Raw genomic sequence first — 20,777 nt, 5'->3', positions numbered from 1 at the left:
TTTGGGGGGCTGTATCGTGGGCAGTGTGGCGGTCGATCGGATGTTGCAGGATGCGGTGGCGCATTATGGCGCGGGCCGTGCGACGGAGGCCGGCACCTTGTGCAGCGACATTCTCTCCGCCGATCCCGATCATATTCCGGCACTGCATCTGTCTGCCGTGATCGCCTTCGTGACCGATCGCGCCGCCGAAGGCGCGGTGCTGCTGAACCGGGTGTTCAGCCTCGATCCGCTTCATGGACCGGCCTTTGCCACGCTCGGCGATGCGCTTGCGGTGAAAGGCGAGCATGATGGCGCGGTGGCGGCGTTCCAGCGTGGCGTGGCGCTGCGGCCGCAGGATGCCGGCCTGCAGGTCAAGCTCGGCGTCGCGTTGTGCGATCTGTTGCGCTTCGACGAAGCCGAGACGGCGTTTCGCCGCGCGATCGCGCTCGATGGCGGCCTGACGCGCGCGCGCTTCAACCTCGCCGTTGCGCTGGGAGCGCAACAGCGGCCGGTCGAGGCCGAGCAGGCCTATCGCGAGGTGATCGCGCGCGATCCGGCCTATCGCGGCGTCTGGCTCAACCTCGGCAACGCGTTGACCGATCAGAAAAAGCTCGACGCCGCCGTCACGGCCTATCGCCGCGGGCTTGCCGCCGAGCCCGATCATCCGGGGCTGCATAGCGGCCTTGGCGCGGCGCTCTACCGCCAGGGCCGGCTGGAGGACGCAGTCGTGCATTATCGCCGCGCGATCGCGCTCGATCCCGACAATCTCGTGCCGCAGCGCCTGCTGGCCATGGTGCTGCACGAGCTCGGCGAGCGCGAGGAGGCGGTCCGAATCTACCGGCAGGTCTCGGCCCGCGACCCGTCCGACCACGTCATCCTCAACAATCTCGGCGCCGGCCTGTTCGAGCTCGGACAAGTCGACGACGCCATCGCCTGCGCCGAGCTCGCGCTGGCGTTGAAGCCGGACTACGCCGCCGCGCACACCAATCTCGGGATCATCTTCGAGGCGCAGAATCTGGTCGAGGCGGCGGTCGCGGCGCATCGGCGCGCCATCGAGCTCGATCCGCTCTATGCCAAGGGCTACGCCAACCTTGCGGTCGCGCTGCGCAATGCCGGCGAGATCGATGCTGCGCTGGTGGCCTCGCGCCGCGCCATCACGCTCGATCCCACGCAGCCGCTCGCGCACTACAACCACGCCCATTTCCTCCTGATGAACGGCGAGTTCGAGGAGGGATTCGAAGAGTATCAGTGGCGGCGCAAATCCAAGATGCTCAGTGACGGCGATCCGGTGTTCGACGAGCCGGAATGGCAGGGTGAGCCGCTGGCGGGACGCACGCTGCTGTTGTTTGCAGAATACGGCCTCGGCGATGCCATCAATTTCGTCCGCTATGTGCCGATGCTATCCGGCACGGGCGGCCGGATCATCCTGCAGGTTCAGCCGGCGCTGGTCGCGTTGCTGCGGCCGATGCTGCCCGATGTCGCGATATTCGCCCGCGGCGAGCCGCTGCCGCCGTTCGACCTGCAACTGCCGCTGCTGAGCCTGCCGCGGATCTTCCGCACCACCGTCGAGACCATTCCATCGGCGGTATCCTATCTGCGGGCCGATGCCACCAAGCTCGCGCGTTGGCGCGAGGCGCTCAGCAGCGTCTCCGCGCTGAAGGTCGGCGTGGTTTGGGCCGGCAATGCCAGGCACAAGGGCGACCGCCAGCGCTCGCTGCCGGCCGATGCCGTGCTGCCGCGGCTGGTGATGCCTGGCGTGCAGCTCTACAGCCTGCAGAAGGAGCCGAGGCCCGACGATGCGCCGGTGCTGCGGCGTCTTGGTAATGACGTGGTCGACCTCGCGCCGACGCTCGGCGATTTTGCCGACACCGCGGCGGCGGTCTGCGCGCTCGACCTCGTGATCGCCGTCGACACCTCGGTGGCGCATCTCGCCGGCGCGCTCGGCCGCCCGGTCTGGATGTTGTGTCCCTATGCGCTCGACTGGCGCTGGCTGCGCGATCGGGCCGACACGCCCTGGTATCCGACCATGCGGCTGTTCCGTCAGGACAGGCCGCAGGCCTGGGAAAACGTACTGGCGCGGATGTCGGACCAGCTTGCCCGGCTCGCCGGCGGCGAGCGGGAGCTGCTGCTGCCGGCGTCTTTGACGCGCTGACCTGGTATCACCCCGTGCTCATTCCCTGCGCGCCGCCGAGCAGCTTGACGTTGAGCCGGCCGCCGTCGAACAACATCTCGTTCAGTGCACCGTCGATGTCTTCGGCGGTGACATCCTGGCCGCCGCCGCGGGCGATGCTGGCCTGGGCGATACGGCGCATCAGCTCCTTGATGAAGGCGGCGCTGACGCCTTCGGTACGTTGCACCGCTGCCTCGATGACGGGCGGCTCCAGCGGCAGGCCGCGGCCATAGAGCCGGATCAGCTTGCCGCGCCCCGGCTCGTCGGGCAACGGCACCTCGATTGCCTGATCGATGCGGCCGGGCCGGCCGGCGAGCGCGCCCTCCAGCTCTTCGGGCCGGTTGGTGGTCAGCACGAACAGGATATCGCAATCCTCCTTCAGGCCGTCCATCTCGTTGAGCAGCTTGTTGAGCAGGGATTCCTCGCACGGTCCGCCCATGTCCTCGCGGTCGCGCGCGATCAGATCGACGTCCTCGATCACGACCATGGTCGGCTGCAGCAGCCGCGCCAGGCTCATATAGGCGCCGAGCAGACCGACCTGCTCGGCGGTGATGATCAGCGTGGTGTGGTTTGGCAGGTTGGTGGCGAGATAGCGGATGGTGTGGGTCTTGCCGGTGCCGGGCGGCCCGTACAGCAGGATGCCCTTGCGGGTCGACTGCCCGAGCTTGCGCAGCCGGTCGCGGCTTTCGACGAAATCGAGCACGTTGCGGTCGAGCAGCCGCAGCGTCCGGTCCGGCAGGATCACGTCGCCGCGCGCGACCGTCGGCAGCCGATGCACGGTCAAGCCTTGCGAACGTCCGCGATAATTGGCGCCATCCTCCAGCGACAGGATCTTGCCGCGATAGGAGCGTGCCGCGTGCACGGCCGTTTCCAGCTCGGCGAACGTGCGCTGCACGAAAGCGTTGCCGGCCGCACCGGCGGGCAACGCAAGCTCGATCCGCAGCGACGGCTCGTGATTATATTCGCGATAGAATGTCAGCAGCACAGCGTAGCGCAGTTCACCGGTTCGACACAGCCATAGTCCATTGGCAAGGCACTTCACCGGCTCGGCCTCGCCGATATCGACGTCGCGATATTGTGGCGGCGCGATCGCTGGTGCATGCCGGCCGGCCTTCATCAGCGCCGCGAAGTCGAGCGTCTCGTAGCGATATTCTTCATGGATGCCGAAAAAGTGGATTGGATCGGTGAACAGCTTGTCGATCGCGACCTGAACGTCGGCGCGCATATGGCCCGGAAACTGTCGCGCCCGTGTCACGATCAGGTTGCGCGGCACGCCGGCGAAATGCCAGTCGAGCGCGACGTAAGCGGATCGAAACGTCTCGCCCGGCAGTTCTTCCGAGCTGCGGCGTGCCGCGAGCAGGCAATCGCTGCACAGCGATGCGGTCGTCGTACCGGGGATCAAAATCTCCGTCACGGCCCTTGGCGCTTCGCAGAGATCGCAGGGGCGGCTGGCGTCGGCGGATTCGGTGCTGATCATCAACGGCTGGCCGTTGGAGCGGATCAGCCACTTCGCCGAGTTGAAGATGGCCCGTGCGACCGGCCCCGGATATGGCCCGCAGGGAACAGCGCCGTTGGCCTCGATCAAGGCAGCGCAGGCAACGGCTTCCTGCTCGGATTTCCCGAACACCGTACGCAATAAATCCTGCACGAATTCCAGCGGGGTCTCATCGTCGTCATGAATGAAGAGCCGGACCGGACCATCGTCGCTTAACACGTCGTGCATGATCACCTCGAAACGCAATCGGAACCAAAAGAACAAAATAAGAACATCATGGCCGCCGGCCTTCGTCAAGCGAAAGATTCCCCCGCCTCATCCCTGACGTGTGGCGTGATCGGCCGGCTCGGCTCAGCGGAGAAGCGCATTGCATGCGTAAACGCCGCTCAACACCTGTGACGTTTGTGTTGCGGCAAATGCCAAAACATGGCCGCCACAGCGGCAAACTTCCGACACATCATCGGGGCGAAAAGGAGCATCCGACATGGCACGAGCGCGTGAGCTGATTCCTTTCAGGGATGAGCCGTCGCGCAATGACTTTTCATAAGAGGGCCCTCGTGTCGCACACATTTCGTTTTGCGATCCTTCTCGTCCTCGCTTTGTTCGTCTCTCCCGCGCTGGCTCAGCCGGGCGCCAAGCCGGCGCCGCCGCAATCCGGTACCAGTGACAATCTGACGCCGGAGCAGGCGAAGCGCGCGCTCGAGACGCTGCAGGACGACAAGAAGCGCGGCGAGATCATCAACACGCTGCGCGCCATCGCCAATGCCTCGCCGCAGGCTGCTGCCCAGCCGGCGGCTGCGGAGCCGCCGCCCGAGCAGCATTCGCCGATCCCGCTCACCGCTGACAGCCTCGGCGCACAGCTTTTGCTGATGGTGTCCGAGCAGGTCGGCGAGATGTCGCGCGAAGTCGCCGACGTCGCGCGCACGCTGACGCATTTTCCCGCGTTCTATTACTGGTTCGTGCGCACCGCGAACGATCCGGCGGCCTATGGCCTCCTGATCGACATCGCCTGGAAGTTGGCGCTGGTGTTCGGCTGCGCGCTCGTGGCCGAATGGGTGGTGTTCCGCCTGATCAAGCGGCCGGTCGCGTTCCTCGAGGCGCGGCTGCCGCAGACCGCGCGTATGCCGGTGCAGACGCTCGCGAGCGTCGACCCGCCGTCGTCGGTCGCCGACGTCACGCCGGAACCGGAGCTGCATCGGCGCCGGCTCAGCCTGGCACGGGCCTGGCAGTCGCTGGTCCGGCTGCCCTTCGTGCTCGGCCGCCTGCTGCTCGAATTATTGCCGGTGGTGGTATTCGGCGGCACCGCGACCGCGCTGCTCGGCACCGAGATCGGCGATCAGTCGACCACGCGGCTGGTGATCCTCGCCGTCGTCAACGCCTATGTGTTCTCGCGTGTCCTGATCTGCGCGGTGCGCGCGCTGGCAGGGCCGTTCGGCCTGTTCCGGGTCCGTGCCGAGACCGCAGCCTATATCGAGATCTGGGCAAGGCGCATCGTCGCCGTCGGCGTCTCCGGCATCGCCTTTGCCAACGTCGCGCTGCTGCTTGGCCTGCATCGCGCCGGTTATGCCGCGCTGATCCGGCTGGTGATGCTGGTGGTGCACCTCTTCATCGTCGTCATCATCCTGCAATGCCGCCGCCAGGTCGCCGATGTCATCCGCGCGCCGGCCGATCGCACCGGGCTTGCGGCGCGGACGCGCAACCGCCTCGCGGCGCTCTGGCATGTGCTGGCGATCGCGCTCGACCTCGCGCTGTGGGCGGTGTGGGCGCTCAACATCCGCAACGGCTATTCGCTGCTGCTGCAATATTTCGTCGGCACCATCGCGGTGCTGCTGGTCACCCGTCTCGTCACCATGGTGGTGCTGAGCCTGATCGATCGCGGCTTCCGCATCAGCCCCGAGTTGATCCAGCGCTTCCCGGGGCTGGAGACCCGTGCCAACCGCTATCTGCCGCTGCTGCGCAAGGTGGTCACGGCGGTGATCGCCCTGATCGGATTCGTCGCGCTGCTCGAAGTGTGGGGCGTCGATGCCATCGTCTGGTTCTACGGCGGCCAGATCGGCTCGCGTCTGATCTCGGCGCTGGTGACGATCGGCATCGCCGCGCTCGCGGCGGCCGTGATCTGGGAGGTCGCCAACGCACTGATGGACCGGCAGATCGACACGCTGTCGCGCGAGGGGCATTACGCCCGCGCCGCGCGCCTGCGCACCTTCCAGCCGATGCTGCGCACCGCGCTGTTCTGCATGATCGTCGCGGTGGTCGGGCTGACGGCGTTGAGCGAGATCGGCGTCAATGTCGCGCCGCTGCTCGCCGGCGCCGGCATCGTCGGCATCGCGATCGGCTTCGGCTCGCAGAAGCTGGTGCAGGACCTGATCACCGGGCTGTTCCTCCTGATCGAGAACACCGTGCAGGTCGGCGACACCGTCACGGTGTCGGGGCTGTCAGGCGTGGTCGAGAACGTCTCGATCCGCACCATGCGGCTGCGGGCCGGTGACGGCTCGGTGCATGTCGTGCCGTTCAGCGCGGTGACCACCATCACCAACGCCAGCCGCGGCGCCGGCAATGCCGCGGTCAGCGTCAACGTCTCCTACAAGGAAGACACCGACCGCGCCGGCGAGGTGCTGAAGGACATCGTCGCGCAGATGCGCCAGGAGACGGCGTATCGCGCGCTGATCCGCGGCGATCTCGAATTGTGGGGCGTCGACAAGGTCGACGGCTCCGTCGTCACCATCGTCGGCCAGATCCGTTGCACCGACGGCGGCCGCTGGTCGGTGCAGCGCGAGTTCAACCGCCGCATGAAGCGGCGCTTCCAGGAGGAAGGCATCGAGATCGCCTCGATGGGCCAGACCATCCTGATGCAGCTCCCGCCGCCGTCGGAGCCCGATAGCAACAACGCGATGCCGCGCCGCGCGGCGGGCTGATCTGACACGCTAGCTGCGCGTCTCACCGTTGCGACACGTCTCGCGACGGTGAGACGGTCGCAGCGCTACTGAGCCCGGCGTACGGCCGCAGCCGGCCGAAATCCGGCCGTTCCCGTCCATTCCCTGCGATTTCCTCTCTGGCACAGCGCTTGCTGATTGTCGCGTGAATGCGCGGCAAGACGCATTGCATGACTGAACCCAACGCGAAGGAAGGAACGCACATGGAGCTTGGCTACTTCACCATGCCCTCGCACCCGCCGGAGTGCGGATTGAAGGAGGGCCACGACTGGGACCTGCAAACGCTGCGCTGGCTCGACGAGCTCGGCTATCAGGAAGCCTGGATCGGCGAGCATCACACCGCGCCGTGGGAGCCGCACCCGTCGCCTGATCTCTTGGTGGCGCAGGCGCTGCTGCAGACCAAGAATCTGCGCATCGGGCCCGGCGGCTTCCTGCTGCCGTATCATCACCCGGCCGAACTCGCCAACCGCGTCGCGATGCTGGACCATCTTTCGAACGGGCGGCTCAATTTCGGCGTCGCGGCTTCGGGGCTGCCGAGCGACTGGGCTATGTTCAACGTCGACGGCATGTCCGGCCAGAACCGCGACATGACCCGCGAGGCGCTCGAGATCATCCTGAAGATGTGGTCGGAGCCGGGGCCGTGGACCCACAAGGGCAAGTTCTGGACGGTGTCGAAGCCGGACACGATGTTCGATTTCCTCAAACCCCACATCAAGCCGTTGCAGGGCCCGCATCCGCCGATCGGCGTTGCGGGGCTATCGAAGAATTCCGACACGCTCAAGCTCGCCGGGGAGCGCGGCTTCATCCCGATGAGCCTCAACCTCAACCCGGCCTATGTCGGCAGCCACTGGGAGTCGGTGGAAGCCGGCGCCGCCAAGACCGGCCGCAAGCCGAGCCGCAAGGACTGGCGGCTGGTGCGCGAGGTGTTCGTGGCCGATACCGATGAGGAGGCCTGGAAGCTCTCGACCGGCGACATGATGGGCCGGATGATGAGCGAGTACTTCCTGCCGCTGCTCGGCCATTTCGGCTTCAAGGATTATCTGAAGCACGCGCCCGATGTGCCCGACAGCGACGTCACCGTCGAATATTGCGCGCGCCGGAATTGGATCGTCGGCTCGCCCGCGACGGTCACCGAGAAGATCGAGACAATCTACCGGGAGGTCGGCGGCTTCGGCGTGCTCTGCGTGTTCGGCTTCGACTACAAGCACAAGCCCGAGGCCTGGCACAACTCGCTGCGGCTGCTGAAGCAGGAAGTGCTGCCGAGGCTGAAGCATCTCGGCGCCGAGTTCGAGAAGGCCGCATGACAGCTGCGCGGGGTGCGGGGCTTGCCTCGCCCCCCGCGTCGCATATGTTAAACCGAATGTTTTTGACGAGGTTTGCGGCATGACGGTCGACGCACAGAGTTTCAAGCAGGCGATGCGCCATTGCGCCGGCGCGGTCGCGCTGGTGACGGTCGGTCGCGAGCCGGGGCAGCGGACCGGCCTCACCGTGACCTCGGCCTGCTCGCTGTCGGATAACCCGCCCTCGGTCCTGGTCTGCGTGAATCGTAATGCCAGCGCACATGAGCGCATCCGCGCCGAGCGGCATTTCGTCATCAACTTCCTGAACGAGGACCACGCGCTGCTGGCGCTGACCTTCTCCGGCCAGAAGGGCGTCAATGGCGATGATCGTTTTGCGTTCGGACGCTGGACCACCGGCGCGACCGGCGCTCCGATGCTGGAGGATGCCGTCGCGGCGTTCGACTGCGTGCTGAGCCAGGAGCTCGAAACCAAGACCCATTCGATCTTCATCGGCGAGGTCCAGCATGTCCGCGCTGTGACCACGGTCGATCCGCTGATCTATCTGCGCTCGGGCTTCCAGAGCGTGCGCAACATCCACGATCCGATCACGCTCGGCGACGTCGATGCGCGCCGCGTCAGCTGGAACGAGTTTTCGTAGAGCCGCGACGGTCTCTACATCTATTTGAGCCACACCAGCAGCGGCACGGGCGCGCGGCCCTCGCAGGACAGCGTGCCCTCGTAATTGCGCGTCTTGCGGGCGCTGTAGGTGCAGGGCGCGCCGTCCAGCACCAGCTCGGCTGTCACCTGCGCATCCGTCCCCGAGATTTGCAGCTTGATCTCGCCGGCGCGTTCCTCCGGCCCGTCCTGCGTGCAGATTCCGACATGCTTCATCTTCAGCGGTCCGGAGAATTGCTTGCGCGCGTCCGGTCCGCTTTCGGTGAGATGCCCGGTCAGTTCCCATTCGCCGAGCACGCCGGCCTGGCCGAGGATCTCCATCGCACCGAGCGGCGGCGCGTGGCAGAGGCACAGCGCAACAGCGCCGAGCAGCGCCGCGCCACCGTTGCGCCATGTCATCAGCAGCATCACAGCTTGCTTCCGGTTGTCTGCCGCAATTCGATCAGCTCCGGCCGCGATACATCGGAATCCGCGGTGAGCCGAGCGATCTGCACTGCGCAATCCTGTGTCTTGGCCTGATCGCCGGCCGCCTTGGCGCTCTTCATCATCCCGATATAGGCTGCCAGCCGGTTGGGCTCCTTCTTGAGCACGGCCTCATAGGCGGCAAGCGCATCGGCGGCCTTGCCGCGTTCGAGCAGCATCGCGGCGTAGAGCTCGCGCGCCGGCGCCAGCGGTCCCGGGGTGACCGGATGCTTCTCGGTCTTGTCTTCAGCGTCCGCGGCGGCGTTCATCGCGCCGAGCGCCTCATCATATTTGGCTTCGGCGTACAGCATCCAGGCACTCGCGATCTGCTGCTGGATGTCGACGATGTTGGACCAATAGGCGTCCTTGCCGTCCTTCAACCTGTCGCGCAGCTCGACGAGCTTGGCGATATCGGGCTTGGCGGACGCCGGATCACCGGAGCGTGCGGCGCCGACCGCGCGGGCGAAGTAGGTGATGGCATCCGCATAGGCATATTTGGTCGGATGCACGTCAAGCGCGGCAGCGCCCTTCCAGTCGCCGCGCTCGAACACGTAGCGGGCCTGGCTTGCCGCCACCGCGAAGGGGCCGGCGAACCGGTCCTGCTTGAACTGGAGCTGGCCGAGCTCATCGACCGCCGCCCGCGCCTCCTTGTCCTGCCCGAGCTGCAGATAGGCATAGACCAGGTAGTCCATCGCGTGCGCCTGGTCCTGCTGTTCGCCGTCTGCCTTGGCGATGCGCGCGGATTCCTTGTTGGAGGCGATCGATTCCTTCCAGTAGCCGACGCGCGTGAAGATGTGTGACGGCATGTGCTGGGCATGCGGCGCGTGTTCGGCGATCTTGGCATAGCGCATCGCCGCGGGGAGGCCCTTCTCCGCCAGCGCCGGATAATCGTAGAGATGGATCAGATAGTGGGCGATGCCCGGGTGCTCCGGCTGGCGCTGGAAGATCGGTTCCAGCAGCGCCGCGCCTTTCAGCTGATTGGCATAGGTCTTATCGGATGGCGACGCCGCGACGTTGAGCGTGATCGCATAGGCGATCTGCGCCTCGTCATCGTCGGCATAATGCGTCGCGACCTGCTCTTCGGCCGCGAGGAAGCGCTGCACCCGGGTGCGGTGATCGACCTTGTCGTAGTCGACATACATCGCGGCGATCGCATCGATGTATTCGCGCTCGCGCGGCGTGCCGGCATTCAACGCCTGGCCTTTCTTGGCGGCTTCGAGGCCGAGCGGAAGGTTCTCGGGTGGCGGCGGCGCGTGCGGATTGTAGAGATAGCTGAGCGCGATCCCCCAATAGGCGATGGCGCATTGCGGGTCGGCCTCGAGCACCTCTTCGAAGGTGCGGCGCGATGCGCTGTACCAGAACGAATGCTGATACAGCATGCCGCGATCGAACAGCTCCTGCGCCTCAAGCTTGCAGGACGTCGTAAAATGGACTTTGCCCAATCGTTGTTCAGTCGAATCAGAGGCGGCAGGCTGCGAAATGGTCGCGGCAACCAGGCCAACGACCACAGCGAGGGGAAACCGTGTCATGGGACCCGCTCCGTGGCGTCGAAAGCGAAAGCCGTACGATATCACTTTTCCTGCACGGCCGAAACACGACAGCCATTCTTACGGAGTACCCATGTCCGCGCTACGAACCGTTTCTCGAACGAAATATTTGATCTAGCCGTCGAGCCCGATCTTCAACGCCTTGATCTTTCGGTACAAGGTCGCGCGGCTGAGCTTGAGGGCCTTCGCCGCGTCGTTTACCCGGCCGCCATTGGCGCGCAACGCGTCGGCGATCGCGGCGCGCTCGGCCGCTGTGTGATCGGCCATCACGCTGTGCGCGGCGAACGGCGGCAGATCGAGATCGGCCGCGCTGATGACGCCGCCTTCGGCAGTCGCACCGGCGAGCCGCAGCACATGGCGAAGCTGGCGCATGTTGCCGGGGAACGGATAGACCATCAGCTGCGCCCAGGCCTCGGTTGAGATGCGGCAATGCGGCGCTTCCTCGTCGGCGATCTGCGCGATGACGTCCTTGCGGTCGCCGCGTTCGCGCAGCGCCGGCAGGCGGATCTCCATGCCGCGCAGCCGGTAATACAGATCCGAGCGGAAGCTGCCGTCCTCGGCCATCCGCGCCAGGTCACGATGGGTGGCGCTGATCAGGCGGATGTCGACCGGTACAGGCTTCAATGCGCCGAGTGGCCAGACCTCGCGATTTTCAAGCACGCGCAGCAGCCTTGTCTGCAACGAAAGCGGCATGTCGCCGATCTCGTCGAGGAACAGCGTGCCGCCGGAGGCCTGCACGATCAGGCCCTTCGATCCCTCGCGCCGGGCGCCGGTGAAGGCGCCGGCCTCGTAGCCGAACAGCTCGGCGTCGATCAGGCTTTCCGGCATCGCCGCGCAGTTCAGCGCGACATAGTTGCGGGCCGCGCGGTTGCTTGCGGCATGGATCGCACGCGCGAACACGTCCTTGCCGGCGCCGGTCTCGCCATGCAGCAGGATCGGCAGATCGAGATTGCCGACCGTCTTCAGCCGCTTCACGCCCTTGATCAGCACGGGATCGCGGCCCGCCAGCCGATGCAGGCCGGAAAACTGTCCAGGCGGTTGTTCGCGCGGCGGTGCCGGCAACGGACGCGCTGATCGCGCGCGCACCGGCGGCGCCAAATGGCCGCGGCCCCATGGCGTGCCGTCGGCCCGGCGCAGCGTGACCAGCTCGTCGGCGGCCCGCGTCGCGCGATCGTCGAGTTGAATGAGATGCGACAGATCGATGCCGTCGTCGATCATCGCATCCGTCAGGCCGAACACGCCGCGCGCGGTGCGGCAGGCGCCGACCACGCGGCGGTCGTCGTCATAGGCGAGCATGCCGTGCCCATCACCGGGCAAGGTCGCGATCCAGGAGGCGCGGTAGTGGCGGCGGAAGAACGACTGCTCAATCCGTCGCGTCGCCTCCGTGGTGACGGCGAGCGCCAGTTCATGCGCGCTGCGGCCCAGATCGCTGCGGCAGGAGGAGATGTTGACGGCACCGGCCAGTCGCCCGGCATGATCGAACAGCGGCGACACCGCGCAGGTGAACATGTGCCACTGCTCGCGGAAATGCTCGTCGCCATGCACGATGATCGGCCGCTGCTCGGCGAGCGCGGTGCCGAGCCCGTTGGTGCCCTCGAAAGTCTCGGCGAAGTTCGAGCCGGTGTAGATCTTCCACTCCAGGAACATCCGTTCGTAATCGCCGCCGGGCAGCCGGCTCACCAGCATGGTGGCGTTGGGATCGGCGAGATTGACGCAATAGCCGCTGTCGTGGAGCACGCGGGCAAGATCCTCGATCTCCGGGATCGCGACCTGGATCAGGTCTTCCATCGGCTCGGCGATGTGCCGGACCTCGGCCTCGGTCAGGGTCTGCGGCGGCCCGCGGCGGGCCGGATCGAGGTTGTGATTGACCACGCAGCGCCGCCACGACGCGGCAATCCGCGCCTCGGTGTCGACGCCGGCCAGCTGATGGGCCGCCGATAAAACACGGGCGACGTGATTTGAGGCCGATAGATTGGCCATCCAGAGGTCTCCACCCTGTATTTTGGGCGAAGTCTGGCAGCCCATGGCCGAATGTCAATTGGCCCGCGGGGTCGCGGGGAGGGGACCTTTGGAGGGAGGCAGCTCCTTCCGTCATTCCGGGGCTCGCGGAGCGAGAGCCCGGAATCCATTCATCCTCAGAATCCGCGGCCCGATGGATTCCGGGCTCGTGCTTCGCACGTCCCGGAATGACGAGGCCAACGGTGTTCGGCCGGCCTACTTCGCCCCTACTTCACCTCACCGGCGGTGAGCAACACAAACGAACGCCCGCCCGCCTTGTAGGTGCTTTCGAACGCGAACTGCGCGCCTGGCCGCTCGTCCGGCGCGTTGGTGTCGAGCAGCAGCGACCAGTGCGGGCCGGCCGATGTCACCGGCAGCTTGAAGTCGACCTCGCCCTCATAGCTGTTGAGGATCACAAGCACGGTGTCGTCCTCGCCCTCGCGCGCGATCGCGGTCTTGCGGGCGCGGCCGTCGAGCACGACGCCGAAACATTTGATCCAGCCGGTGGTCCAATCGGACTGCGTCATCTCGACGCCCGAGGTCGAGATCCAGACCACGTCGCGGATCGATAGCTGCGGATCGCGATCGCCGGACAGGAAGCGGCTGCGGCGCAGGATCGGATAGTCGCGCCTGAGCTTGATCATGCGCTTGGTGAAGGCGAGCAACTTCTCGGCATCGTCGGACAGATTCCAGTCGAACCAGGAGATGTCGTTGTCCTGGCAATAGGCGTTGTTGTTGCCGCGCTGGGTGCGGCCGAACTCGTCGCCGCCGAGCAGCATCGGCGTGCCCTGCGAGGCGAGCAGCGTCGCCAGCATGTTGCGCTTCTGGCGTTCACGCAAAACGCGGATCTCTGGATTGTCGGTCGGGCCCTCGGCGCCGCAATTCCAGGAATGGTTGTCCGACGAGCCGTCGTTGTTGTTCTCGCCGTTGGCCTCGTTGTGCTTGTTGTTGTAGCTCGCCCAGTCGTTCAGGGTGAAGCCGTCATGCGCGGTGATGAAGTTGACGCTGGCCCAGGTGCGGCGGCCCTCGCGGTTGAACACGTCGTGCGAGCCGAGCAGGCGGGGCGCCAGGCTGCCCGGCGCCGCCTCGCCGCGCCAGAAATCGCGCACGGTGTTGCGATACTTGTCGTTCCACTCCGCCCATCCCGGCGGGAAGCCGCCGACCTGGTAGCCGCCGGGGCCGCAGTCCCAGGGCTCGGCGATCAGCTTGACGGTCGCGAGCAGCGGGTCCTGGTTCATCGCTTTCAGGAAGCCGGACTGCTCGTCGAAGCCATAGACCTCGCGCGCCAGGATGGTGCCGAGGTCGAAGCGAAAGCCGTCGACATGCATGTGACCGGCCCAGTAGCGCAGGCTGTCCATCACCAGCTGGATCACCCGCGGATGCGACAGGTTCACCGTGTTGCCGGTGCCGGTGTCGTTGACGTAGTAGCGGCGTTTGTCGGGCAGCAGGCGATAATAGCTCGCATTGTCGATGCCCTTGAACGACAGCGTCGGGCCGCGTTCATTGCCTTCGGCGGTGTGGTTGTAGACCACATCGAGAATCACCTCGAGGCCAGCGCCATGCAGCCGCGCCACCATCTCCTTGAATTCGCGCAGGCTGTTGGCGACGTCGGCGGCGTAGCGCGGGTCCGGCGCGAAGAAGCCGATCGTGTTGTAGCCCCAGTAATTGGTGAGGTGCTTGTCCAGCAGATAGCTGTCGTTGACGAAGGAATGCACCGGCAACAGCTCGACCGAGGTGATGCCGAGCGCCTTCAGGTAGTCGATCGCGGCGTTCGAGCCGAAGCCCGCGTAAGTGCCGCGCAGGTGCTCGTCGATGCCGGGGTGCTGTTTGGTAAAGCCCTTGACGTGGGTCTCGTAGACGATGGTCTCGTCCCAATGGGCTTCCTGCCGCTGCGGCTCCTGCGCCCAGTCGAAATTGGGATCGCACACCACGCATTTCGGCATGAACGGCGCGCTGTCGCGCTCGTCAAACGTCAGGTCGTCGTCGGTCTCCATCTTGTAGCCGAACACCGCCGGATTCCAGGTCAGGTGGCCTGCATGGGCGCGGGCATAGGGATCGAGCAGCAGCTTGTTCGGATTGAAGCGGTGGCCGCCGTCCGGCTGGTAGGGACCGTAGACGCGATAGCCGTAGAACGTGGCGGGCTGCACGCCATTGATGAAGCCGTGGAACACCTGATCGGTATATTCCGGCAGCTCGAAACGGTGCGTCTCGCGCTCGCCGTCGAACAGGCAGACCTCGACCTTGGTGGCGTTAGCGGAAAATACCGCAAAATTGGTGCCGTGGCCGCTCCAATGGGCGCCCAGCGGATAGGGCAGCCCTTCCTCAATCACGAACTCGGACATCGGTCCCCCAAAAGCAATCAATCAACCTGCAACAAACGCCGCCGCACGGAAAACGTTGCATGGTCACTTTAGCGCCGGAGGACTGGCTGCGTGTGACACGTTGTGGCGCGTGGCACGCAGACACCGCTAGGTGCGGAGTTCGGACATCGCGGATTCGATCCGTGCCAACATGGGGGTCGCACCGTACTGTCCCGCTATGCGCTGAGCTTCAACCAAGTGCTGGAGCGCCAGACCCGGCTTCTTCTTTGCCTGGTACAAAAGCCCGAGAATCATTTCGCAGCGGCCAAAATGGTGCGCATTGGCGTCGAACCGGGAGTTCTGTTTGACCTGGTTCACCAGCATCACGATCTGTCTTCGGGCGCCGAACATGACCGAGACGAGACTGGCCGCGTTTCGCCAGAGGACCCCGATCGGTGGCCGCTCCTTCCCCGCGATGATCTCAAGGTAGATCTCGCACAGGAACATCCGGTACCAATCGGCCGCCGCGTAATAGCCTTCGCTCTCGCGCTTCGAGATGGAGCGCTTCATCCAGCGCAGTGCGGCGGCGATCTCACCGCGCAAGGCCATGGCGATCGCCATGATCCCCTCGGCTCCGGACAACGCCCAATACCAGCCGTTGGTCTCACATTCGTCGATCCACGCGCGGAGCATTGCAAACGCCTCGGGCCGCCTGAGCAGGACGAGCGCCGATATTTTTGCATTGGTCGAACTGATGGTGTCGAACGGCGCGCGGGCCATGCTGATGCTCATTTCAGCATAGTCAAGCGCAGCAGCGTAGTCGTCGCCGATCAGGGCAATCCACGCCTCAACTTGCAATCCCAATCCGATCGATCTGGGATCGTTCATTTTCCGGCCGACGGCCAGCAACTCCTGGGCCGCTTGGCGCGCCTCCGAGATTCGTCCGCGATGGATTTCTTCCCATCCCAAGGCATATCGCGTGAAGGCCTGCGGATATGGGTCGCCCGTGCTCGACGAGAGGCGGATCGCATCCCGGCCGAGCGTCTCGAATGCCTCGCGGGGGCGCGGCGCGACAATCGTGGAAACGTGGATGTCGCTCGAGATCGCATAGGCGCGCGATCTGGCATCCCCCAGCCTGTCGGCCATCGCCGTCAAATCGATTTGCCGTTGCGCAGCCTCCCGATTCCGTCCGCTCAGCAAAAGAGCGACCACGTGATAGTGCTGGATGAGGACGCAGTGCTGATTGTCGCCAAGCCGCGCCAGATCGGCGCTGAAGCGCTCGACGGTTTCGATCAACGACCTCTGCTGGTTGAGCAGGTTCAGGCAATAGAGGTGATCGACCAGCAGCGATGCGATCTGCTCGCTCACCGCGCATGCCGGGTTGCTTTCGAGCAATGCGACAGCCGCCGCAAGATATTTGTTGGCTTCCTCAAGCGAATAGACGCCGAGGCTCTTGGCCCCGGCCAGCGCGAAATAGACGAATGCCTTCTCGGCGCGGTCTGTCTGACTGTAGTGGTGAGCGAGAATTTCAGCGACCTCGGCCAGCCGATTTCCCTGGCGGCGCTCGATCTCCTGGCCGATGCGCAAATGCAGGGCCTTGCGCGGTTCGGTCAGCAGGCTCTGGTATAGCGCATCGCGCCCCAACGCGTGCTTGAAGACATAGATGCTGGAATTCTGTTCGCCGTGGATGAGATCGAGCGATCGCATCGCCAGCAGTCGTGCGCCGATCTCGCCCTGGACGTCCGCGACTGCCGCCAGAAGATCCGCCTCGAAGGCGCGGCCAATGACGGCCGCGGCCTGGAGAAGTGCCCGATCGGCCGTCGCGAGCCGATCGACGCGCGCGGTCAGGAGACCTTGAACGCTGGCCGGTAACGTCGCCGCGACTGCCTCGGCATCGAACTCGACGCGACCGGCGTTCAATCGGATTACCCCGCGCTCGATCAGAAACGTCACGATCTCCTCGGCGAACAGCGGATTGCCTTCCGCCTTTGTCGCCAATTGTCGCGCCAGTGCGTCCGTCAAATCGCTGACGCCAAGCCGTGCTCGCACTAGGCGATGGATTTCGCCGACAGGCAGGGGATCGAGATTGAGCGTCTTCGTCGTCTTCGCGTCGAGCCAGGCTGGAGCGGACTCCAGCCGCCGCGTATGTACGATCAGGAGCGGCAGCGCCGCCCCGTGGTCGATGATTTTGCCGAGCAGTTCTTCCGATCCTCCATCGATCCAATGCAAATCCTCGATCAGCATCACCACCATGGAGACGCGGCAACTGGCTTCGAGCAGTTGCTGCAGCAAGTCGCGGGTACGCAGGCCGATCAGCAGGCCGTCGAGACCGGCCAGGGACGCTTCCGGTGGCGTCAGGCCCAGCAGGTTGAGAAGCAGGCCGATGTTTTCGACCGAATGCAATCCCAGGACACCGAGCCCGGTCTCCAGCTTTCGCGTCAGCTCGCTCTGATCCTCGCCGATGCTGACCTGGAAGGAGCTTCGTACCACCTCCACGAATGGCAGGAACGGGGTCAGTTTGCCGTCCGGAGAACAATGTCCTCGCAGAACCGAAATCCTCTCGGCGCTGATGCGCTGCTGGAATTCGTGCAGCAGTCGCGATTTGCCCATCCCGGGTTCGGCCGCAACATCGACAATGCGAAGCCCGTTTTGCGCCAGGCGAAGCTGCTGATCCAGCGTCTCCATTTCGCGCTCGCGCCCCACGAACTCGGTCAGACCGCGGCTCAGCGCTGCGTCGAACCGCGCGGCTCCCTTTCGAACCGCGACGAGCTTAAAGGTCTTCTGAGGCGCCGATTTCCCTTTGATGTCGTGCTCGCCGTCGAAATTGGCGTCAACCAGCCCGTGCACGAGCCGGTACGTGCTTTCACTCAACAGGGTCTTGCCCGACCCGGCGAGCGTTTGCAGGCGCGCCGCCGTATTGACCGTATCACCCAACGCGGTCATCGAGGCATCATCACCGCGTATCCGTGTCACGACTGCGGGCCCCGTGTTGATGCCAATGCGCATCTGTGGCCGCACGCCGTGCCGGGCTTCGATTGCAGGAGCTGCGGCTGCAAGCCGCTGATGGATCAGCAACGCGGCCTGGCAAGCCCGCAACGGCGCATCTTCAATGCCATCCGGTGCACCGAACAAGGCCATGATGCCGTCGCCGGTGAAATCCTTGACCGAACCTCCCTGCTCCTTCACCACATTGGCCATCAGCTCATAGATCGGATGGATGAGGGTAAAGGTCCCTTCTTCTCCCAATCGTTCGGAGATGGAGGTAAAGCCAACCATGTCGGCGAAAAGGACAGTGACGTGCCGGCGCTCAGCAATCGGTGGCGCTATCTCGCTCATGGCGGCCTCAGTCCTTCAGCTTGGCTCGCACAATCATGCAGTGGGCAGCCTCGCGACGATCTGCGCCGGTGCAACGATCATTTTATCCAATCGGTCCATTCATGACAACGAACGCGCCGCCGATGCTTTCTGCAATCACGTTTCTGCGCAGACACATTTGATCGGTCACAATCGCATCTGGCACGTTCACCCGTCTTGGCGAAGGCCAGGACTCGTCACCCCGAAAGCTCATCGCTGCGCGACGCTCGGGCCGCGATCCCGTTTGCAATCCGATGCGGTGGTTGTGAGTCCTGGCTTTCGCCAGGACGACGAACGATGGATCGCTGCTCCCGTGCGCAATTGCGCACCGGGCAGGGACGACGGCGCGCTAATTGTTCGTCAGCATCGCAAACCGGCGCCTGTCGATCCGCTCGCGCGCCGATTGTCCCGCGGCCGCGCAAAGATCGGGCGCATAGAGCTGGCAGTTTCCGCGTGCTTCGATTGCCTTGTCGATCAGATCCAGCAGCCGCACAGGCGCGATATTGGGCGGTGCGGCAATGCGGCCGGTGACGACGTGCTTCTCCATCGTCGCGTGATCGGCGTGATCGATGTCGGGCTTGCGCCAGCAATTGGCGCACATGATCTTGAAGCTCTCGGAATGCGAATAGACGACGGCGTCCCCGTCCAATTCCTCGCTGATGCCGGCCAATTGCCGCGCCGTATCCTGGGTGCCCGCGAAATCGAAGAACTGGTAGTTCCGGCGCAGCAGCGTTGCCAGATGGGGGAAGACCGGAATCTGCTGCTCGCCATAGGTGTGATGCGTGATCGGGGCGCCGTCCGTGAGGATGACATCGCCATAATCGACGCCGAGATTGCCGTACAACACGCTGCGGATGATGCCATGGCACGGACTGAGCCGTTCGATCCATACCGTTTCCTCTGCGCCTGGATCGTCGGAGTTTGCGGTCCGCTCGGCAAGCGGCCGTTCGGCGAGCCTCACCTTGCAGGCCGAATATCCGCCTTCCGGCAATCCGAACCGTCCAGGCTCGATTTTGTTGCCCATCCGCTTCCAGACGTCCAAGGCGGTCCCGGCATCCCCGGCACCGGTGGCGCAGATTCCAAGATTCCATTCGGTGCTGTCGACAACCTCTTGCGACAGGCTCGCCGCAGTCCGGTTTGCCGCCGCGCCTTCCGCGAATCTGCCGCGCGTCTTGTAGAAAAGGCCCAGATTGTAGTGGTTCGCGCTCTTCTGCGGATCGAGTTCGACCAGCTTTCGAAGACTGTCCTCGGTAATCGCGTCGTTCTGGCGCGCCGTCATTCGCGCCGCCGTGGCGAGGCCGCGCAGGATCTGCTCCTGCTCAGGCCGCGCCACATGGAGCTGGGCCAAGCGGCCGAGCTTTTCGATCATCGTCTGAAATATCGGGTGTTCCGGCGGCGGCGCGTTCAGATCGTCGATGTCGCGGGCGGCTTCGAGGCATTGCCCAAGCGTCGAGAGGAGACCGATGTTGTCATCATGGGCATCCGCGATCTCCGAAAGCAGGTCCGCCGCTTGTTCCCTTGCGAGGCCTCGTTCGTCGACGATCCATATCAGCGCCCTCGCAGCCTCAGGCTGGTGGCGCTGGGCCTTTCGCAGCGGCTGGATTTTCTGCCATGCGGCCTGCTTGCTGTCCGGTCCCGCTGCGACGGCATCACGCGCAATCGCGGCGATCTCGTCTGAAGACAGAACCGCGCTCGGACCGTTCGACATCATCGTCTCCGTGAGAGGGGCTCGGTGCAGGCAGTGTGTTTCACCGCAGCGAGATCACATCAGCCGCATCCCCTTCAGACTCGTATGCCCGTTCTTGCCGACGATGATGTGATCGTGCACGGAAATCCCGAGCGGTTTTGCGATGTCGACGATCGCTTTGGTCATCTGGATGTCGGCCTGTGACGGCGTCGGGTCGCCGGACGGGTGGTTGTGCACCAGGATCAGTGCGGTCGCGGACAATTCCAGCGCGCGCTTGATCACCTCGCGCGGATAGACCGGGGTGTGATCGACGGTGCCGGTCTGCTGCACCTCATCGGCGATCAGCTGGTTGCGCTTGTCGAGGAACAGCAGGCGGAACTGCTCCTTGTCGGCGAACGCCATGCCGGTGCGGCAATAGGCGATGACGTCGTTCCACGACGACAGCGCGATGTTGCGCCTGATCTCGCCCTTGGCGATGCGCCCCGCGGCCGCGGCCAGCAGCTTGATCTGGTTGATCGAGGCATCCTTGATGCCGTCGACTTCGCGCAGCCGCGCCACCGGCGCATGCACCACCTCGGCGAACGAGCCGAACTTCTTCAACAGCGCTTTCGCTAACGGCTTGGTGTCGCGGCGGGGGATAGCGGCGAACAGCGCCATCTCCAGCAGCTCATAGTCGGTCAGCGCGTCCGGACCCGCCGCATAGAATCGCTCGCGCAGCCGTTCGCGATGGCCGTGGTAATGCGGCGTCTCGTCGGCTTCGTCCTGGCTGGCGTCGGGCTTGGCGGGCATCGGGCACAACCATGCCGTGCCTGCCGCGATTTGCAAGGGGCGACGCAATTTCCCGGTTTGCCACAATGCGATGGGCGAATTACCGTCGGCCGCAATGTTCGGGATCGA

The 20,777-nt window shown here is 64.9% G+C and carries 13 protein-coding genes; 5 read left to right on the top strand and 8 right to left on the bottom strand.

Annotation, left to right across the window (positions count from 1 at the left end; genetic code table 11):
• Positions 1 to 40 precede the first annotated feature (40 nt).
• A complete protein-coding gene (locus ACVW17_RS04610) occupies positions 41 to 2,131 on the top strand; it encodes a tetratricopeptide repeat protein (RefSeq protein WP_456756342.1) in 2,091 nt (696 codons plus the stop codon).
• Positions 2,132 to 2,138: 7 nt separating this feature from the next.
• Here ACVW17_RS04610 and ACVW17_RS04605 read toward each other — a convergent pair whose 3' ends face one another.
• On the bottom strand, positions 2,139 to 3,872 hold the full coding sequence (locus ACVW17_RS04605) for an ATP-dependent Clp protease adaptor ClpS (RefSeq protein ID WP_456750845.1): 1,734 nt from the start codon (positions 3,870 to 3,872) through the stop codon (positions 2,139 to 2,141).
• Between the two features lie 329 nt (positions 3,873 to 4,201).
• Here ACVW17_RS04605 and ACVW17_RS04600 point away from each other — a divergent pair, with 329 nt between their 5' ends.
• The 3 genes from ACVW17_RS04600 (at position 4,202) to ACVW17_RS04590 (ending at position 8,515) form a co-directional block, all read left to right on the top strand.
• A complete protein-coding gene (locus tag ACVW17_RS04600) occupies positions 4,202 to 6,559 on the top strand; it encodes a mechanosensitive ion channel family protein (protein ID WP_456750844.1) in 2,358 nt (785 codons plus the stop codon).
• A gap of 221 nt (positions 6,560 to 6,780) precedes the next feature.
• Positions 6,781 to 7,881 (top strand): LLM class flavin-dependent oxidoreductase, encoded by a 1,101-nt coding sequence (locus tag ACVW17_RS04595; RefSeq protein WP_456756341.1) that lies wholly within the window; start codon positions 6,781 to 6,783, stop codon positions 7,879 to 7,881.
• A gap of 79 nt (positions 7,882 to 7,960) precedes the next feature.
• A complete protein-coding gene (locus tag ACVW17_RS04590) occupies positions 7,961 to 8,515 on the top strand; it encodes a flavin reductase family protein (RefSeq protein ID WP_456750843.1) in 555 nt (184 codons plus the stop codon).
• Positions 8,516 to 8,535: 20 nt separating this feature from the next.
• Here the strand turns inward: ACVW17_RS04590 and ACVW17_RS04585 are convergent, their stop codons facing one another.
• The 6 genes from ACVW17_RS04585 to ACVW17_RS04560 form a co-directional block, all read right to left on the bottom strand.
• The gene (locus tag ACVW17_RS04585; RefSeq protein WP_456750842.1) at positions 8,536 to 8,940 is read right to left on the bottom strand and encodes a hypothetical protein; all 405 of its coding nucleotides are present in this window, start codon (positions 8,938 to 8,940) and stop codon (positions 8,536 to 8,538) included.
• Positions 8,940 to 10,523 (bottom strand): hypothetical protein, encoded by a 1,584-nt coding sequence (locus ACVW17_RS04580; protein ID WP_456750841.1) that lies wholly within the window; start codon positions 10,521 to 10,523, stop codon positions 8,940 to 8,942. The genes ACVW17_RS04585 and ACVW17_RS04580 overlap by 1 nt, the downstream gene beginning before the upstream one ends.
• Before the next feature lie 132 nt (positions 10,524 to 10,655).
• The gene (locus ACVW17_RS04575) at positions 10,656 to 12,521 is read right to left on the bottom strand and encodes a sigma-54-dependent Fis family transcriptional regulator (RefSeq protein ID WP_456750840.1); all 1,866 of its coding nucleotides are present in this window, start codon (positions 12,519 to 12,521) and stop codon (positions 10,656 to 10,658) included.
• A 245-nt stretch (positions 12,522 to 12,766) separates the two neighbouring features.
• The gene (glgX, locus tag ACVW17_RS04570; RefSeq protein WP_456750839.1) at positions 12,767 to 14,881 is read right to left on the bottom strand and encodes a glycogen debranching protein GlgX; all 2,115 of its coding nucleotides are present in this window, start codon (positions 14,879 to 14,881) and stop codon (positions 12,767 to 12,769) included.
• A gap of 126 nt (positions 14,882 to 15,007) precedes the next feature.
• Positions 15,008 to 18,175 carry an ATP-binding protein gene (locus ACVW17_RS04565; protein ID WP_456796800.1) on the bottom strand — a complete coding sequence of 1,056 codons (3,168 nt, stop codon included), beginning with the start codon at positions 18,173 to 18,175 and terminating at the stop codon, positions 15,008 to 15,010.
• A 367-nt stretch (positions 18,176 to 18,542) separates the two neighbouring features.
• Positions 18,543 to 19,541: a tetratricopeptide repeat protein gene (locus ACVW17_RS04560; protein WP_456750837.1), complete on the bottom strand. Its 999-nt coding sequence runs from the start codon at positions 19,539 to 19,541 to the stop codon at positions 18,543 to 18,545.
• Between ACVW17_RS04560 and ACVW17_RS04555 the strand changes: the two genes are divergently transcribed.
• Positions 19,527 to 19,871 carry a hypothetical protein gene (locus ACVW17_RS04555; protein WP_456750836.1) on the top strand — a complete coding sequence of 115 codons (345 nt, stop codon included), beginning with the start codon at positions 19,527 to 19,529 and terminating at the stop codon, positions 19,869 to 19,871. The two genes, ACVW17_RS04560 and ACVW17_RS04555, sit on opposite strands and share 15 nt — an antisense overlap.
• Before the next feature lie 84 nt (positions 19,872 to 19,955).
• On the opposite strand, the gene radC is transcribed toward ACVW17_RS04555, so the two are convergent.
• Positions 19,956 to 20,669, bottom strand: coding sequence for a RadC family protein (radC, locus tag ACVW17_RS04550; protein WP_456750835.1), 714 nt, complete (start codon positions 20,667 to 20,669; stop codon positions 19,956 to 19,958).
• Positions 20,670 to 20,777 lie beyond the last annotated feature (108 nt).

It is taken from the genome of Bradyrhizobium sp. USDA 4473 (assembly GCF_054063335.1).
This window is presented reverse-complemented; position numbering and strand designations above follow the sequence as displayed.

What these genes read in the sequence shown, in the direction of transcription:
- ACVW17_RS04595 (WP_456756341.1), top strand. Translation starts at nt 6,781, where the DNA reads ATGGAGCTTGGCTACTTCACCATGCCCTCGCACCCGCCGGAGTGCGGA.
- ACVW17_RS04590 (WP_456750843.1), top strand. Translation starts at nt 7,961, where the DNA reads ATGACGGTCGACGCACAGAGTTTCAAGCAGGCGATGCGCCATTGCGCC.
- ACVW17_RS04605 (WP_456750845.1), bottom strand. Translation starts at nt 3,872, where the DNA reads ATGCACGACGTGTTAAGCGACGATGGTCCGGTCCGGCTCTTCATTCAT.
- ACVW17_RS04575 (WP_456750840.1), bottom strand. Translation starts at nt 12,521, where the DNA reads ATGGCCAATCTATCGGCCTCAAATCACGTCGCCCGTGTTTTATCGGCG.
- ACVW17_RS04565 (WP_456796800.1), bottom strand. Translation starts at nt 18,175, where the DNA reads ATGAGCGAGATAGCGCCACCGATTGCTGAGCGCCGGCACGTCACTGTC.
- ACVW17_RS04580 (WP_456750841.1), bottom strand. Translation starts at nt 10,523, where the DNA reads ATGACACGGTTTCCCCTCGCTGTGGTCGTTGGCCTGGTTGCCGCGACC.
- ACVW17_RS04585 (WP_456750842.1), bottom strand. Translation starts at nt 8,940, where the DNA reads ATGCTGCTGATGACATGGCGCAACGGTGGCGCGGCGCTGCTCGGCGCT.
- glgX (WP_456750839.1), bottom strand. Translation starts at nt 14,881, where the DNA reads ATGTCCGAGTTCGTGATTGAGGAAGGGCTGCCCTATCCGCTGGGCGCC.
- ACVW17_RS04555 (WP_456750836.1), top strand. Translation starts at nt 19,527, where the DNA reads ATGGAGCTGGGCCAAGCGGCCGAGCTTTTCGATCATCGTCTGAAATAT.
- radC (WP_456750835.1), bottom strand. Translation starts at nt 20,669, where the DNA reads ATGCCCGCCAAGCCCGACGCCAGCCAGGACGAAGCCGACGAGACGCCG.
- ACVW17_RS04610 (WP_456756342.1), top strand. Translation starts at nt 41, where the DNA reads ATGTTGCAGGATGCGGTGGCGCATTATGGCGCGGGCCGTGCGACGGAG.